The organism is Oerskovia paurometabola, assembly GCF_016907365.1.
Lineage (GTDB): Bacteria > Actinomycetota > Actinomycetes > Actinomycetales > Cellulomonadaceae > Oerskovia > Oerskovia paurometabola.
The window spans coordinates 519,655-535,423 of record NZ_JAFBBV010000001.1; the positions used below are offsets into that span (position 1 = coordinate 519,655).

The following is a 15,769-nucleotide window of genomic DNA, read 5'->3' on the forward strand; positions in this document are numbered from 1 at the left end:
CGGCGGCGCTCACGACGCGACCAGCTCGGCGCCGGTGCCGACCGAGCCGGCCGAGCCAGCCGAGCCAGCCGAGCCGGCCGAGCCAGCCGAGCCGGCCGAGCCAGCCGAGCCGGCCGAGCCGGCCGCGCCGTGGACCCCGGCCCCACCGGGCGTCCCGCTCACTGCCACCACCACGTGGTCGCACGCCGCGAGCAGCGTCGGGCTCGTCGTGACGAGCAGCAACGTGCGCTCGGGGAGACCGCGCAGCGCCGCCGCGATCCGGGCCTCGGTCACGGTGTCGACGGCGGTCGTGGGGTCGTGCAGCACCAGCACGGGTTCGGGGCGGTGCAGCGCCCGGCCGAGGACGAGGCGTTGGCGCTGCCCGCCGGACAGGTGCTGGCCGCGCCCGGTCAGGTGGGTGTCGAGGCCGTCGCCGAGATGCCCGAGCACCTCGGTCGTCCCCGACGCGTCGAGCGCGCGCGGGTCGAGCGGGCCGTCGGGTGCGAGGTTGTCGCGCACGCTCGCGCTGAACAGCGACGCGTCGTGCCGGGCCGCGAAGACGAGGGCGCGTCCGGTCGCGGGGTCGAGCGTGGAGAGGTCGGTCCCGTCGACGACGACGGCTCCTGGTGGCGCGGGTGCACGGCACCCGAGGACGTCGACGAGCGCGGCCGCGTCCCCGGCGTCGGGCACGACGACGCCCACGACCTGGCCGCGGCGGACCGTGACGGACGGGAGCGTGGAGCCGCCGAAGACCCCGGCGAGGGTCACCGAGCCGCCCGGCGGCGTCGCACCCGCCACGCCCGCGTCCACAGGCCGGGCCGGGGCGCTGTGGACGGTCGGCTCGCCGAGCAGGAGCAGCAGACGGCGTGCGGACGCGCGCTTCTGGGCGAGCTCGACGCCCAGGAAGCCCGTGCGTGACATGGGTTCCTGGACGAACTGCGCGAGGCCGACGACGGCGACGAGCTCGCCCACCGTGATCTGCCCGGCGAGCGCCATGCGTCCCGCGAAGAGCGCGACCGTCGCGAGGAAGACCACCGAGAGCCCTTCGCTCACGGCCTGGTACGCGGCGCGGGACCGGACGGCGCGCAGCGCGGCCGCGAGCGAGCCGCGGCTCGCTCGGCGGTAGCGGTCGGCCGCGGCCTGCTCCGCGCCCAGGCCCTTGAGGACGCGCAGGCCCGTGACGAGATCGGTCGCGAGCCCGCCGGCGCGGGCCGCGGTCTCCTGCTCGGCCTCGCTGCGCGCCTCGAGGGGGACGGACAGCCGGTGCATCACGAGGAGCATCACGGGGGTCGCGACGAGGACCGCGACGCCGAGCGGGACGGAGACGAGGAGGAGGCTCACGGCGGTCGTCCCGATCGCGGCGAGCGCGCCGAGCTGTCCCGTGACGAGCCAGGCGATCCCCGCGACGCGGTTCGTGTCGGAGGACGCGATGGTCAGGGTCTCGCCCGCCGCGCGGCGCCTGGCCATGCCGCGCGGGTCGAGGACGCGCGCGACGGTGAGCTGACGCAGGTCGTGCGCGGCGAACGAGAACGCGCGGACGGTCGAGCGCATGCCGATCCGCCAGGCCATGGTCAGGACGAGGAAGACCGCCGTGAGGACCCCGAGCCACAGCCCGAGCGCGGCACCGTCACGCGGCATGATCGCGCGGTCCACGACCACGCCGATCAGCACGGGCACGAGCGCCTCGGCGACCTGGTGGACCATGAAGCCGCTCGCGCCCGCGGTCAGCAGAAGCCACCGGCGGTTCCCGGTGAGGACGAGGCGGAAGACCTGGCCGACGGTCGTCGGCGGGGGCCCGCCGCGGCGTGCGGGACGACGGGTACGGAGGGGCATGCTTGCTAAGGTAATGCTTACCTTCCTGAGCCGATGTGGGATAGCCTGCCCAATCATGTCGCTCATCGGCCAGGCGTCCTCAGCCTCCTCGATCCCCCTCGTGCACGTCCGGTTCCCGGGCGGCGGGCACGACGCCGCGGACGGCCCGCGTGACGCCGACACCGCCGAGGCCGCAGCGCTCCTGGCGGCCGCGCGAGAGGTCCGCTCGGTCTCGACGTCGCACTTCCCGCCGAGCACACCGGGCCTGTGGCCCGTGCACGTGCATGCGTTCCACGAGCTGCTGTGGGGCACGCAGGGCGTGCTGACGGTCGAGACCGAGCACGGCTTCTTCGCGGTCCCGCCGACGATCGGGCTGTGGATCCCTGCGGGTGTCGCGCACGCGGTCCAGACCGCAGGCGGCACGGGCTTCTACTGCACCTATGTGGACGCGGACGGTGCGGCGGCGCCCGCCGAGCCGCTCGCGACCGCACCCGCGGCGTCCGCCCCGGAGCCCACGGACGACCCGTTCGTGGCGGTCCTCGACCGCGCGCACCGCACGACCGCGGTCTCGGTCCCGCCCGCCGCTCGCGAGCTCATGATCCACCTGTCGCAGCGCGACATGGCCCCGGCGGCCCGACGGCGCAGCGAGCGCGTCGTCGTCGACCTCCTGTCTCCCGTGGACGTCACGCCCATGGTGCTGCCCATGCCCTCGGACGCGCGCCTGGCGTCGGTCGCCAGGCGTCTGCTGGACGACCCTGCCGACACGCGTCCGCTCGAGGCGTGGGCGCGCGAGGTGTCGGTGAGCGTGCGGAACTTCTCCAGGCTGTTCCACCGGGAGACGGGCATGACGTTCGCGCAGTGGCGGATCCATGCGCGCGTCCGGGTCGCGATCGGGCTGCTCGCGGGCGGGATGCCGGTGGGGACGGTCGGTCGGCGGGTGGGGTACCGGACGCCGAGCGCGTTCGTGCAGTCGTTCCGCCGGGTGCTCGGGCACACGCCGGGCTGGTACGTGGCCTCGGTGCGGGCCGATGCGGAACATCCCCTGGCCGCTGCCGGCGACGATCGGCCGGTCCCGGAGCGGCGGGCCTGGTTAGGGTAGGGATACCTAACCAACCGATGTCGACCGTCGCGTCGCCGTCCCCTGCCCGGGAGCTCCTGTGACCCTCGTCCTGCCTGCCCGCACCGACGTCCCCGACGTGACGCTCCTCCCGGTCGCCGAGGGGCAGTGGCAGCGGATCGTCGCGGCGATCACCCGCCGCGACTTCCTCATCGGCGCCGGGGCACTGACGGTCGCCGGGATCCTCGCGGCGTGCGGCGACGGGGCAGGGTCGGCCGGGACCGGCTCGGCGGGTGGCGAGACCCAGCCGTTCGAGCACGACGGCTACCGCACCGACCTGCCCCTGCACCCCGAGCGGGTCGTCGTCCTGGAGGCCCGCGCAGGCCTCGAGTTCGCGCTCCTCGCCGGGCTGCCGATCGTCGCGACCGAGTGGTCCGACGAGAGCCACCTCATGGCACACCTGCCGAAGGGCGTCGAGCGCCTCGGCGGCTCCAACATCGAGCCCAACGCGGAGTCGATCCTGTCCCACTCGCCCGACATGCTCGTCGTCGGCGCGGGGTGGTGGAACTACTACCAGGAGAACGAGCTGCTGGCCGAGGGCATCGCGCCCGTCCTCGTCGTCGGCGACGACGACCCCGACTGGAAGGCGTCGCTCCGGCGCCAGCTCGCCGCGTTCGGCCGCGAGCAGCAGGCGACCGAGGCGATCGACGCCTACGACGCCACGGTCGCGGACGTCTCCGCCGAGATCGCCCCGCTCGTCGCAGGGCGCACGGTCGTCATCGCGGGCGCCGACGAGGAGGGCTTCTGGATCCAGGAGCCCGACAGCTTCTGCTCGGGCATCGCGCGCGATGTCGGCATGGACCTCGTGGTCCCCGAGGCCGGGCAGAGCAACGGCTCGGTGTCGAGGTACTCGTTCGAGAACCTCGACGTCTTCCACGACGCCGACCTGATCGTGCTCCAGAACCCCGAGGACCCCGCGATCGCCAACCCGGCCTGGCAGGCCGTGCCCGCCGTCCAGGCGGGGCGCGTCGCCGAGCTCCGCTACGACCGCAACTTCGGGCTCGCCCTGACCGCCCAGGTCTTCGCCGAGGACCTGCGCGAGGCCGCGCGCCTGCTCTGACCCTGGGCCGCCGCCCGGCCGAGAGGCCGTCGCGCCCCGGCCGCCCCGGCCGCCCCACCCGCCACCCCGCCCTCACCGCCGCGACTCCCGCGGCCCGCCCGAACCAGGACGTCCCATGACCACGCGCACCACCCGTCGCTCAGCCCGCTCAGCCCGCTCAGCCCTTGCCGCCGCCTCCGCGGCGACGTTCGCCCTGCTGCTGGGCGCGTGCGCCTCGGGCACCGACGCGGGTTCCGGCTCCGGTGCCGGCGAGGTCGAGACCCGCACGGTCGACAGCGCGTTCGGCGAGACCACGATCCCGACCGACCCGCAGGCCGCGCTCGGTGTCTACACGACCGACCTCGACATGCTCATCACGCTCGGCATCCCGCTCGCGGACTCCCAGCCGATCCGTTCGCAGGGGTACACGACCTTCCCGTCGTTCTTCGACCAGAAGGCGCTCGAGGGCATCAAGACGTTCGAGAACTTCCCCGAGTACAACTACGAGGAGATCCTCGCCGCGAAGCCCGACGTGATCCTCAACGGGCTGGGCTACGACGACGAGCTCGTGACCAAGCTTCCGGACATCGCCCCGACGTACAGCTTCAACGGGTTCGACGGCCGTGACTGGCGCGAGAGCTTCGCCGAGGTCGCGAAGGCGTTCGACAAGGTCGCCGAGCACGACGCCTGGACCGCGAAGTACCAGGCCAAGGTCGACGACGTGAAGGCGCGGCTCGCCGCGGCCGGCATCGACCCGGTGGTCGGGCCGGTCGGCTACGGCGACGGCGAGGTCATCGTGTCCTGCTACGGCACGCCGTGCCTCGTCTTCGACGACCTCGGTCTGAGGATCACGCCGCTCGCCGAGGGCGAGGAGGGCACCACGCTCGGCACCGAGCAGCTCGAGCAGCTCGCGGGCATCGACTGGGTCTTCACCTCGACGGCCCCCGACGAGAAGACGGGCGAGCTCACCGACCCGTTCGCCGAGCTCGCGGGCAACGGCCTGTGGGCCGCGCTGCCGTTCGTCACGAACCAGAACGTCGCGGTCCACGACCTCGAGATGGTCTACGGCTCGCCCAGCGGCCAGTACGCGTTCCTCGAGGTCGTCGAGAAGGCGCTGCTGCCGTGATGCGCATCCACCGCGCCGAGGTCGTGGCGGTCGAGCGCCTGACCCCCGGCATGATCCGGGTCACGCTCGGCGGCGAGGGCCTCGCGGACTTCGAGTCCACGGGCGTCGGCGACGAGTACCTGCGGGTCTTCCTGCCCGCGCCGGGTGAGGCCGAGCCCGTCCTGCCGTTCGCGACGGAGTACTCGTGGGACTACCCCGAGGGCGTCCAGGCCTCACCCCTGCGGACCTACACGGTCCGTGCGGTGCCCGCGCCGGGCCTGGTCGTGATCGACTTCGTCGTCCACGGCGGGGGAGTCGCCGCGACCTGGGCCCAGCAGGCGAAGCCGGGCGACGTCGTCGGGCTGAACTCCCCGCGCGGGCTGTACGACCCGCCCGCGGACCTCGCCTGGCAGATCCTCCTCGCGGACGCGACGGGCCTGCCCGCGGTCGGCCGGCTGATCGAGCAGGCCCCGGCGGGCGTGCGCACGCGCGTGGTCGTCGAGGTGCCCGACGCGGGCCACCGCCAGTCCTTCCCCGCCCACCCGGACGTCGACATCGCGTGGGTCTACGGCGGCAACGGTCACGGCCCGTGCCGGCTCGAGGAGATCCTGCGGAGCATCGACCTGCCCGACGGCGTCGGGTACGTCTGGTTCGCGGGAGAGACCACGGTGCTGCGCGCCGTCCGCAGGTACCTGCGCCACGAGCGCGGCCTGCCGGTCACGGCCTACAAGACCATCGGGTACTGGACCGCGAGGGCCGAGGAGTGGGAGGAGCGCTGGGAGAACCTCGACCCGAGCGTCAAGGCGTGGATCGACGCCTTGTGGGCGGACGAGGACCGCGACGAGGAAGAGGTCACGGACGCGTACTTCGACAAGCTCGAGTCGCTGGGGCTGTGAGATGACGACGACCGAACGGGCCCCCGCGCCCGCCCAGGACGGCCCTCCACCCGGCGAGGACCAGGCGCCAGGCACCCCCGACAAGGCGCCCGGCCTCGCTGCGACCAACGCGACGCGGACCGCGTGGCTGCTCGTCGCCGTCGGGGTCCTGGTCGTGATGGTCTTCGTGAGCCTCGCCGTGGGCTCCAAGACGATCCCGCTCGCCTCGGTGTGGTCCGCGCTCGTCGGCGCGCCCGGCGCCGACCCGAACGACGTGGTCATCCTGCGCGACCTGCGTCTGCCCCGCACGGCCCTGGGACTGCTGGTCGGGGTCGCCCTGGGGCTCTCGGGCGCGCTGATCCAGGCGCTGACGCGCAACCCTCTCGCCGACCCCGGCATCCTGGGCGTCAACTCGGGCGCGGGGTTCGCCGTGGTGCTCGGCGTCGCGACGTTCGGCGTCGTCGACATCCAGCAGTACATCTGGTTCGCGTTCCTCGGGGCGATCGTGACGACCGTCGTGGTCTACCTCATCGGTTCGCTCGGGCGCGGGGGAGCGACACCGATCCGCCTCACGCTCGCCGGCATCTCGATCGGCGCGGTCCTCGGTGGGATCTCGTCGGGGATCACGCTCCTCAACCCGCAGGTCTTCGACAAGATGCGCTACTGGGGGGCGGGCACGCTCAGCAACCGTTCGTGGGAGATGGTCGGGACGGTCACGCCCTTCATCCTCGTGGGGGTCGTGCTCGCGGTCGTCGCCGCGCGCCCGCTCAACGCGGTCGCCCTCGGCGACGACCTCGCCCGGTCCCTCGGGGCCAGCATCAGCCGGACCCGCACGATCGTGGTCGTCGCGGTCACGCTCCTGTGCGGGGCGGCCACCGCCGCCGCGGGCCCCATCGGGTTCGTGGGGCTCATGGTCCCGCACGTCGCGCGCTGGATCGTGGGACCCGATCAGCGGTGGATCCTGTCCTACACGCTCGTCATGTCACCCATCCTGCTCCTGGTGTCCGACGTCGCAGCGCGCCTGGTCCTGCGGCCTGCCGAGCTGCAGGTCGGCATCGTCACCGCGTTCGTCGGCGCTCCGGTCCTCATCTGGCTCGTGCGACGCAGGCAGGTGAGCGGGCTGTGACCGCGCCCGTGCAGACGCCGCGTGCTCGCCTCGACTTCGGCCGACCCACCCGGGTCGTGCGCTCGCGCCGCGGACGGTTCTCCGCACGACTCGACGTGCGCGCCGCCGTCGTGACCCTCGTGCTCGTGGTGCTCGCCGCGGCCGTGGGTGTCGTCGCGCTCGGTGTCGGCGACTACGCCGTCGCCGTGCCCGACGTGCTGCGCGCCCTCACCGGCGACGCCCCCGAGGTGATCCGCATGGTCGTCGTCGAGTGGCGCCTGCCCCGCGTCCTGCTCGCGATCCTGCTCGGCGGGGCGCTCGGGATGAGCGGCGCGATCTTCCAGTCCCTGACCCGCAACCCCCTCGGCAGCCCCGACATCATCGGTTTCAACACCGGCGCCTACACCGGGGCGCTCGTCGTGATCCTGCTGCTCGGCGGCTCGTACAGCGCGGTCGCCGCCGGGGCCATGATCGGCGGGCTCGTGACCGCGGGCATCGTCTACCTGCTCGCGTACAAGAACGGCGTCCAGGGCTTCCGGCTCATCATCGTCGGCATCGCTGTCAGCGCCATGCTCGCGTCCGTCAACACCTGGCTCATCCTCAAGGCGGACCTCGCGCGGGCCATGGCCGCCGCGACCTGGGGAGCGGGCAGCCTCAACGGGCTGTCCTGGACCCAGGTGCTGCCCGTCGTGCTCATCCTCGCGGTCCTCGTGCCCCCGCTCTTCCTCCTGGGGCGGCGCATGGACGTCCTCGAGATGGGCGACGACGCCGCGCAGGCCCTGGGCGTCCGCTCCGAACGCACGCGGCTCTCGCTCGTCGTCGTGGGGGTCGCGCTCACCGCGCTCGTCACGGCCGCGGCCGGACCCATCGCGTTCATCTCGCTCGCCGCACCCCAGCTCGCCCGACGACTCACGCGCGGCGCGACCGTCGGCCTCGCGTCCTCGGCCGCCATGGGTGCCGCGCTGCTCGCCGCGAGCGACCTCGTCGCGCAGCGGGCGTTCGCGCCCACGCAGCTCCCCGTGGGCGTCGTGACGGTGAGCATCGGCGGCTGCTACCTCGTGTGGCTGCTCGCCCGGGAGGCGAGGCGGCAATGAGCACCTGGACCCCCACGGCCCCGACCAGCCCCACCCCTCCCGAGGAGACGGCGATGACCGCCACGACCACGACGCCGGCGACCCCGGCGACCACGACCTCGGCCGCGGCCGACGCTCCCTCGGCGGGCGCCGCCGTCGGGCAGGCTGGGCCTGGCGCGCCGGGCGAGCCCGGCGAGCCTCGGCTGCGCGCCGAAGGCCTCAGCATCGGGTACCACGAGCGCATCGTGTCCCAGGGGCTCGACGTCGCGATCCCCGACCGGTCCTTCACCGTGATCGTCGGGCCCAACGCGTGCGGCAAGTCGACCCTGCTGCGCGCCCTGTCGCGGCTGCTCACCCCGAGCGCCGGGCAGGTCGTGCTCGACGGGAAGACCATCACGTCCTACAAGGCCAAGGAGGTCGCGCGGCGGCTCGGGCTCCTGCCCCAGACGTCGATCGCGCCCGACGGCATCACCGTCGCCGACCTCGTGGCCCGTGGCCGCTACCCGCACCAGAAGCTCCTGCGGCAGTGGTCGCGCGAGGACGAGGACGCCGTCGTGCGGGCGCTCGCGGCCACGCAGGTCACGCCGCTGTCGGCACGGCCCGTCGACGAGCTGTCCGGTGGGCAGCGCCAGCGCGTGTGGGTGTCCATGGTGCTCGCGCAGGAGACAGAGCTGCTGCTGCTCGACGAGCCCACGACGTTCCTCGACATCGCGCACCAGATCGAGCTGCTCGAGCTGTTCGGCGACCTCAACCGCGAGGGCCGCACGCTCGTCGCGGTGCTGCACGACCTCAACCACGCCTGCCGCTACGCGACGCACCTCGTCGCGATGAAGGACGGGGCCGTGGTCGCGCAGGGGGCGCCGGGCGAGATCGTGACGGCCGAGCTGGTCGAGGAGGTGTTCGGGCTGCGCTGCACGATCATCGACGACCCGGTCACGGGCACGCCCCTGGTGATCCCGCTGGGCCGCCGAGGGTGACGGACCCGCCCGCCGAGGGTGACGTGCCGGTCACCGTCGGCGGGCCCCGTGCCGCGCCCTCCCGCACGTTGGATACCCTCTAGTGGTGATCGATCTTCGACTTCTGCGCGACAACCCCGACGTCGTCCGCGCCAGCCAGGTGGCTCGCGGCGACGACCCCGCCCTCGTGGACCAGGCGCTCGACGCCGACTCCCGCCGTCGCAGCGCGCTGACGGACTTCGAGCAGATGCGCGCCGAGCAGAAGTCCCTGGGCAAGAAGGTCGCGCAGGCGAAGGGCGACGAGAAGACCGCCCTGCTCGCGCACACCAAGCAGCTCGCGGATGGCGTCAAGGCCCGCCAGAAGGACGCCGACGACGCCGAGGCGCAGCTCAAGTCGATCCTGTACAAGATCTCGAACGTGATCGAGGGGGCGCCCCCGGGCGGCGAGGACGACTACGTCGTGCTCCGCGAGGAGGGCACCGTCCGCGACTTCGCGGCCGAGGGCTTCACGCCCCGCGACCACCTCGAGCTGGGCGAGGGCCTGCGCGCGATCGACACCGAGCGCGGCGCCAAGGTGTCGGGCGCCCGGTTCTACTACCTGACGGGGGTCGGGGCGCGCCTCGAGCTCGCGCTGCTCAACGCGGCCATGGACCAGGCCACGCAGGAGGGCTTCACGCCCGTCATCACGCCGACGCTCGTGCGCCCCGAGATCATGCAGGGCACGGGGTTCCTGGGTGAGCACGCGGACGAGATCTACCGCCTCGAGGCCGACGACCTGTACCTGGTCGGCACGAGCGAGGTCGCTCTCGCGGGCTACCACTCGGGCGAGATCCTCGACCTGTCGGACGGCCCCAAGCGGTACGCGGGCTGGAGCGCGTGCTACCGCCGCGAGGCCGGCTCGTACGGCAAGGACACGCGTGGCATCATCCGCGTGCACCAGTTCCACAAGGTCGAGATGTTCAGCTACGTCGACCCGGCCGACGCCGAGGCCGAGCACCAGCGTCTCCTCGCCTGGGAGGAGGCCATGCTGCGCAAGTGCGAGCTGCCGTACCGGGTGATCGACACGGCGGCGGGCGACCTCGGGTCGAGCGCGGCCCGCAAGTTCGACTGCGAGGCCTGGCTGCCGACGCAGGAGCGCTACCTCGAGCTGACGTCGACCTCGAACTGCACGACGTTCCAGGCCCGCCGCCTGGGCGTGCGCGAGCGCGTCGAGGTCGACGGCAAGTCCGAGACCCGCACGGTCGCGACGCTCAACGGCACGCTGGGCACGACGCGCTGGATCGTCGCGATCCTCGAGAACCACCAGCAGCCCGACGGCTCGGTCCGCGTCCCGGAGGGCCTGCGGCCCTACCTGGGCGGGCTCGAGGTCCTGGAGCCCATGGTCGCGTCGTCGAAGTCCACGTCGAGGGGCACAGAGTGACGGGCCCTTCGCAGGTCGCCACGAGCACCCCCCGGCCCGACGACGTCGCTCCCGCGAGCGCGCCGTCGCACCCGGGCGAGGTGACGCCGTCGGGCGCGGACGCCCGGTCAGACGCGGCCCGTGCCGCGCACCCGGCCCGTCCGGGGGAGGGGCCGCTGCTCGTCGCGCTCGACATCGACGGGACGATCCTGAGCCACGACGACGTCCTGAGCGACGGTGTCGCGGACGCGATCGCCGCCGTGCGCGCGGCGGGGCACCACGTGCTGCTGTCGTCGGGGCGGTCGCTCATCGCGGTGCTGCCCATCGCCGAGCGCCTGGGCCTGACCGAGGGGTACATGGTGTGCTCGAACGGCGCCGTGACGGCCCGCTTCGACGACGCGTCGCCCACGGGGTACGTGGTCGACGAGATGATCACGTTCAACCCGGAGAACGCGCTGCGGCTGCTGCGCGACCAGCTCCCGGACGCGCTCTTCGCGGTCGAGGACGTCGGGATCGGCTTCCGCATGAACGACCTCTTCCCGCACGGTGAGCTCGACGGCGTGCACGACGTGGTCGACTTCGAGGAGCTGTGGTCGGGCGAGGTCACGCGTGTCGTGGTGCGCAACCCGGGGTCGACGAGCGAGGAGTTCAGCGCGCTGGCCGGGTCCCTGGGGCTGAGCGACGTCACGTACGCGGTGGGTTGGACCGCGTGGATGGACATCGCGCCGCTCGGCGTGACCAAGGCGAGCGCCCTCGAGCGCGTGCGCGGGCTGCTGGGCGTGGCCCCGGGCGCGACGGTGGCCGTGGGTGACGGCAGCAACGACATCGACATGCTGCGCTGGGCGGGTCGCGGGGTGGCCATGGGCCATGCCGAGCCAGAGGTCAAGGCGGCGGCGGACGAGGTCACGGGCAGCATCGACGAGGCCGGTGCGGTCGCGGTGCTGCGCAGCCTGGTCTGATGCTCTTCGCTGATCCCCGTGCCGAGATAGAACGCGCTGCGCGAGGTAGAACGCCCCGCGCGCTACTTCGCGCAGGACGTCCTACCTCGCGGGGCCCCGCTAGGCTGCGCGCGTGAACGACGCAGCAGCCACCACGATCGTCCGGCGGGCCGCGGCCGACGACCTCGACGCCGTCTGGCCGTTGGCCCGTGACTTCGCGACGTCGTTCAGGCCGCGCCGCGAACCCTTCGAGTCGACGTTCGGGGTGCTGCTGGCGGCTCCCGACGCCTTGCTGCTGGTCGCGGACCAGGGGAGCGGCGCCGTCGGGTACCTGCTGGCGCACCGTCACCCGACGTTCCTCGCCAACGGCACCGTGGTCTGGGTCGAGGAGGTCATGGTCGACCCAGGGCTTCGTGGTCAGGGCGTCGGGCGGAAGATGATGCTGGCTGCCGAGACCTGGGCTGCCGAGTCCGGGGCTGCCTACGTGTCGCTCGCGAGCAGACGGTCGGGCGACTTCTACCGCGCGCTCGGCTACGAGGACTCGGCGACGTTCTACAAGAGGTCGGTCGCGGCGAGGTAGGACGTTCTGCGCGAGGTAGAACGCCCTGCGCACTACTTCGCTCAGGACGTCCTACCTCGCGGTCAGCCGGGGAGGGTCAGTCGCGCGCCGTCAGGACGAGCGGGCCGTCCTCCGTGATGGCGACCGTGTGCTCCGAGTGCGCGCCGCGCGAGCCGTCGGCGCTGCGCAGCGTCCAGCCGTCGGGGTCGGTGAAGATCTCGTCGGTCGTCTCGAGGAACCACGGCTCGATCGCGATCACGAGGCCCGGCTTGAGGGGGAAGCCGCGGCCCTTGCGGCCGTCGTTGGGCACGTGGGGGTCGCCGTGCATGGTGCGGCCCACGCCGTGCCCGCCGAAGTCGGTGTTGATCCGGTAGCCCGCCCCGTGGCCCACGGCGGCGATCGCGGCCGAGATGTCGCCGACCTTGTTGCCCGGCTGCGCGGCCGCGATCCCTGCGGCGAGGGCCTCCTGGGTCGCGACGATGAGCTTCTGGTCCGCGGCACCACGGTCGCCCGCCCGCGGGTTCCCGACGACGAACGAGACGGCGCTGTCCGAGACCCAGCCGTCGACCGACGCCGCGAAGTCGAGGCTCAGCAGGTCGCCGTCCTGGAGGCGGTAGTCGAACGGCAGGCCGTGCAGCACGGCGTCGTTGACCGACGTGCAGATGACCTTGCCGAAGGGGCTCGCCCCGAACGACGGGTGGTAGTCGATGTAGCAGGACTCGGCGCCGCGGTCCTTGATCATCTCGTGGGCCATCGCGTCGAGCTCGAGCAGGTTGACGCCGACCTTCGCGGCCGCGCCGACCTGCGTGAGGACGTCCGCGACGAAGCGGCCCGCCGGGCGCATCTGCTCGATCTCGCGGGGGGTCCTCAGCTCGATCATGGTGTTCCTCTCGGTGCGTGCGGGTGCGTGCCGGGTCGCCGCGGGAAGTCGCGGCGGCCTCCGACCTGTTCCCAGGGTGTCACGGGAGGGTGCCCGGGGTGCAACCGCGCGGCCTCCGCGGCCGCTCGTGGGGGCCCGTCGTGAACCGCCCGCGCCGCCCGGATCGTCGTCGTCCGCCCGCGCCGTGAATCGCTTCTGCTCCGTGGACGGGGGACAATCGCTCCTCGTGGCAGGAATTGACGAGGTAGCGCAAGCGGCTGGTGTGTCGACCGCGACGGTCTCGCGTGCGCTGCGGGGGCTGCCGAACGTGTCGGCCTCGACGCGGGCACGGGTCCGCGCGGAGGCCGAGCGGCTGGGGTACGTCCCGTCGCCGTCGGCGGCGTCGCTCGCGACCGGGCGGACCCGGACGATCGGCGTGATCACGCCGTGGGTGAGCCGGTGGTTCTTCGCGAACGTCATCGAGGGTGCCGAGCGGGCGCTGCGCTCGGTGGGCTACGACGTGCTGCTCTACACGTTCGAGGTCGACGACGGGCGTCCGCGCCGCACGGTCGACCCGACGGTGCTGCGGCGCCGTGTCGACGGCACGCTCGTGGTCGGGCTGCCGCTCGAGGACGACGAGGTGGCCTCGCTCGTGGCGCTGGGGACGCCCCTGGCCTTCGTGGGCTCGGGGCCGGCGGACCAGGTGACGGTCCGCCTCGACGACGTGCGGACCGGTTCATTGGCGACCCGTCACCTGCTGGACCTGGGGCACCGGGTCGTCGGGCACATCACGGGCCAGCCGGACCTGGTCTCGTCCTGGTCGCCGCCGGTCGAGCGCTCGACGGGGTACGAGCGCGCGCTCCGCAAGGCCGGCATCGAGCCGTCACCGGACCTGATGGTCAACGGTGGCTTCGACGTCGCGGGTGGGCGGTCCTCGACCAAGGAGCTGTTGCGTCGTCGCCCGGACGTCACGGCGATCTTCGCGGCGTCGGACGAGATGGCGATGGGCGCGATCCTCGCGGCGCGCGACCTGGGCCTGGACGTGCCGCGCGACCTGTCGGTGATCGGGGTCGACGGGCACGACCTGGGCGAGCTCGTCGGGCTGACGACGATCGGGCAGGACGCCTACCAGCAGGGGGCGGACGCGTCGATGCTGCTCATGGAGATGATCAACGGCGCCCCGGTGCCCGAGAGCCTGACCTACCCGACGCACCTGGTCCGTCGGTCGTCGACGTCGCAGCCGCGTCGCCGGTGATCGGGACCTGCTGACCCCCTTTCCGGCTTGCTGACGGGCTTTCGCAGGTCACCAGGGGTGGGAGCGCGACCACCGTGAGCGGTTGCAAGGCGTCATGAGTAACGGAATCGTTACTCGCGAACGGGCCTCCTGCGCTTGCGCAACAGCGATGTAAACGCTTGCATGGCAAGTGGGGCGGTCGAGTCGAGGACGATGGACCGCGACACCCGCGGGCCGACCGCGATGTCAGCACCACAACGCTGTGGAGGAATGTCATGACCAGAAGCACCCTGTCACCCAAGCGCCGTGCCCTCGCGGCCGTCGCCGGCGGAGCAAGCCTCGCGCTCGTGCTCACCGCCTGCGGCGGTAGCGGAGGGGGCGACGAGACGTCCGGCTCGTCCGGCGAGGCGTCCAGCATCGACTGCGCCCCCTACGAGGAGTTCGGCGACCTCGACGGCACGTCCGTCAACGTCTACACCTCGATCGTCGACCCGGAGGCGCAGACCCAGAAGGACTCCTACAAGCCGTTCGAGGACTGCACGGGCGTGACGATCGACTACGAGGGTTCCCGCGAGTTCGAGGCCCAGCTCCTCGTCCGCGTCAAGGCAGGCAACGCACCTGACATCGCCTACCTGCCGCAGCCCGGCCTCCTTCAGACGATCGTGCGGGACACCGGCACCATCGTCCCGGCGCCGGACGCGACCGTGAAGAACGTCGACGAGAACTGGGAAGCCTCCTGGAAGGACTACGGCACGGTCGACGGCGTCTTCTACGCCGCCCCGCTCGGCGCCAACGTCAAGTCGTACGTCTGGTACTCGCCCGCCGTGTTCGAGGACAGCGGCTACGAGGTCCCCGAGACGTGGGACGACCTCATGGCGCTGTCTGCCCAGTACTCCGAGGACAACGACGGGGCGCTGCCCTGGTGCGCAGGAGTCGAGTCCGGTGACGCGACGGGCTGGCCGGGCACCGACTTCGTCGAGGACATGATGCTGCGCACCGCAGGTCCGGACGTCTACGACCAGTGGTACAAGCACGAGATCCCCTTCAACGACCCCCAGGTCGTCACGGCGTTCGACGCCGCCGGCGAGGTCCTCAAGGACCCGGCCATGGTCAACGCAGGCCTCGGCGGGGTCGACTCGATCGCCACGACCCCGTGGACCGACGCGGGCTTCGGTCTGCTCGACGGGACGTGCTTCCTGCACCGCGCCGCGAACTTCTACCAGACGCAGTTCCCCGAGGGCACCGACGTGTCGAAGGACGGCGACGTCTTCGCGTTCTACCTGCCGACCAACCAGACCGACATCAAGCCCGTCGAGGTGGGCGGCGAGTTCGTCGCCGCGTTCAACGACCGCCCCGAGGTCCAGGCCTTCCAGACGTACCTGTCGAGCGCCGAGTGGGCCAACGCCAAGGCAAAGGCCACGCCCGACGGTGGGTGGGTCAGCGCCAACAAGGGGCTCGACCCGGAGAACCTCTCGACCGAGTTCGACAAGCTCTCGGCCGACATCCTCGCCGACCCGTTGACCGTCAGCCGCTTCGACGCCTCCGACCTGATGCCGGGTGCCGTGGGCGCCGGGACGTTCTGGACCGGGATCGTCAACTGGCTCACCGGGGCCAGCACCCAGGAGGTCGTCGACCAGATCGAGGCGTCCTGGCCCGCCTCCTGACCGAGCACGCCCGCAACGAGGCGTGAGGAGCCGGGGCCCGTCGTCCACGCGACGG

The 15,769-nt window shown here is 72.6% G+C and carries 14 protein-coding genes; 12 read left to right on the top strand and 2 right to left on the bottom strand.

Annotated elements, in window-relative coordinates:
- Positions 1 to 9: 9 nt before the first annotated feature.
- Entirely contained in the window at positions 10 to 1,812 is a 1,803-nt protein-coding gene (locus JOD48_RS02320) for an ABC transporter transmembrane domain-containing protein (RefSeq protein WP_204807135.1), read from the bottom strand.
- A 55-nt stretch (positions 1,813 to 1,867) separates the two neighbouring features.
- Between JOD48_RS02320 and JOD48_RS02325 the strand changes: the two genes are divergently transcribed.
- The 10 genes from JOD48_RS02325 (at position 1,868) to JOD48_RS02370 (ending at position 11,978) form a co-directional block, all read left to right on the top strand.
- Positions 1,868 to 2,890 carry a helix-turn-helix domain-containing protein gene (locus JOD48_RS02325; protein WP_204807138.1) on the top strand — a complete coding sequence of 341 codons (1,023 nt, stop codon included), beginning with the start codon at positions 1,868 to 1,870 and terminating at the stop codon, positions 2,888 to 2,890.
- Between the two features lie 58 nt (positions 2,891 to 2,948).
- On the top strand, positions 2,949 to 3,968 hold the full coding sequence (locus JOD48_RS02330; RefSeq protein WP_204807140.1) for an ABC transporter substrate-binding protein: 1,020 nt from the start codon (positions 2,949 to 2,951) through the stop codon (positions 3,966 to 3,968).
- A 115-nt stretch (positions 3,969 to 4,083) separates the two neighbouring features.
- Positions 4,084 to 5,073 (top strand): ABC transporter substrate-binding protein, encoded by a 990-nt coding sequence (locus JOD48_RS02335; protein WP_204807142.1) that lies wholly within the window; start codon positions 4,084 to 4,086, stop codon positions 5,071 to 5,073.
- On the top strand, positions 5,073 to 5,948 hold the full coding sequence (locus tag JOD48_RS02340; protein ID WP_204810266.1) for a siderophore-interacting protein: 876 nt from the start codon (positions 5,073 to 5,075) through the stop codon (positions 5,946 to 5,948). Before JOD48_RS02335 ends, JOD48_RS02340 begins: the two co-directional genes overlap by 1 nt.
- A gap of 1 nt (position 5,949) precedes the next feature.
- Positions 5,950 to 7,053, top strand: coding sequence for a Fe(3+)-siderophore ABC transporter permease (locus JOD48_RS02345; protein WP_204807145.1), 1,104 nt, complete (start codon positions 5,950 to 5,952; stop codon positions 7,051 to 7,053).
- On the top strand, positions 7,050 to 8,126 hold the full coding sequence (gene fepG / locus JOD48_RS02350; protein ID WP_204807148.1) for an iron-enterobactin ABC transporter permease: 1,077 nt from the start codon (positions 7,050 to 7,052) through the stop codon (positions 8,124 to 8,126). Before JOD48_RS02345 ends, fepG begins: the two co-directional genes overlap by 4 nt.
- Positions 8,127 to 8,179: 53 nt before the next feature.
- Positions 8,180 to 9,082: an ABC transporter ATP-binding protein gene (locus tag JOD48_RS02355; protein ID WP_204807150.1), complete on the top strand. Its 903-nt coding sequence runs from the start codon at positions 8,180 to 8,182 to the stop codon at positions 9,080 to 9,082.
- A gap of 85 nt (positions 9,083 to 9,167) precedes the next feature.
- A complete protein-coding gene (serS, locus tag JOD48_RS02360; RefSeq protein WP_204807152.1) occupies positions 9,168 to 10,481 on the top strand; it encodes a serine--tRNA ligase in 1,314 nt (437 codons plus the stop codon).
- The gene (locus JOD48_RS02365; RefSeq protein WP_307823925.1) at positions 10,478 to 11,419 is read left to right on the top strand and encodes an HAD family hydrolase; all 942 of its coding nucleotides are present in this window, start codon (positions 10,478 to 10,480) and stop codon (positions 11,417 to 11,419) included. Before serS ends, JOD48_RS02365 begins: the two co-directional genes overlap by 4 nt.
- Positions 11,420 to 11,531: 112 nt before the next feature.
- Positions 11,532 to 11,978 carry a GNAT family N-acetyltransferase gene (locus tag JOD48_RS02370; RefSeq protein WP_307823926.1) on the top strand — a complete coding sequence of 149 codons (447 nt, stop codon included), beginning with the start codon at positions 11,532 to 11,534 and terminating at the stop codon, positions 11,976 to 11,978.
- A gap of 76 nt (positions 11,979 to 12,054) precedes the next feature.
- Here JOD48_RS02370 and map read toward each other — a convergent pair whose 3' ends face one another.
- Complete coding sequence (map, locus tag JOD48_RS02375) at positions 12,055 to 12,837, bottom strand: type I methionyl aminopeptidase (RefSeq protein WP_191789851.1); 783 nt, start codon at positions 12,835 to 12,837, stop codon at positions 12,055 to 12,057.
- A gap of 226 nt (positions 12,838 to 13,063) precedes the next feature.
- On the opposite strand from map, the gene JOD48_RS02380 reads away from it, so the two are divergent.
- Positions 13,064 to 14,071 carry a LacI family DNA-binding transcriptional regulator gene (locus JOD48_RS02380; RefSeq protein ID WP_191789850.1) on the top strand — a complete coding sequence of 336 codons (1,008 nt, stop codon included), beginning with the start codon at positions 13,064 to 13,066 and terminating at the stop codon, positions 14,069 to 14,071.
- A 254-nt stretch (positions 14,072 to 14,325) separates the two neighbouring features.
- Entirely contained in the window at positions 14,326 to 15,714 is a 1,389-nt protein-coding gene (locus tag JOD48_RS02385) for an ABC transporter substrate-binding protein (protein WP_191789849.1), read from the top strand.
- The last annotated feature ends 55 nt before the right edge of the window (positions 15,715 to 15,769 follow it).

What these genes read in the sequence shown, in the direction of transcription:
- JOD48_RS02320 (WP_204807135.1), bottom strand. Translation starts at nt 1,812, where the DNA reads ATGCCCCTCCGTACCCGTCGTCCCGCACGCCGCGGCGGGCCCCCGCCG.
- JOD48_RS02325 (WP_204807138.1), top strand. Translation starts at nt 1,868, where the DNA reads ATGTCGCTCATCGGCCAGGCGTCCTCAGCCTCCTCGATCCCCCTCGTG.
- JOD48_RS02335 (WP_204807142.1), top strand. Translation starts at nt 4,084, where the DNA reads ATGACCACGCGCACCACCCGTCGCTCAGCCCGCTCAGCCCGCTCAGCC.
- JOD48_RS02340 (WP_204810266.1), top strand. Translation starts at nt 5,073, where the DNA reads ATGCGCATCCACCGCGCCGAGGTCGTGGCGGTCGAGCGCCTGACCCCC.
- JOD48_RS02345 (WP_204807145.1), top strand. Translation starts at nt 5,950, where the DNA reads ATGACGACGACCGAACGGGCCCCCGCGCCCGCCCAGGACGGCCCTCCA.
- JOD48_RS02355 (WP_204807150.1), top strand. Translation starts at nt 8,180, where the DNA reads ATGACCGCCACGACCACGACGCCGGCGACCCCGGCGACCACGACCTCG.
- map (WP_191789851.1), bottom strand. Translation starts at nt 12,837, where the DNA reads ATGATCGAGCTGAGGACCCCCCGCGAGATCGAGCAGATGCGCCCGGCG.
- JOD48_RS02385 (WP_191789849.1), top strand. Translation starts at nt 14,326, where the DNA reads ATGACCAGAAGCACCCTGTCACCCAAGCGCCGTGCCCTCGCGGCCGTC.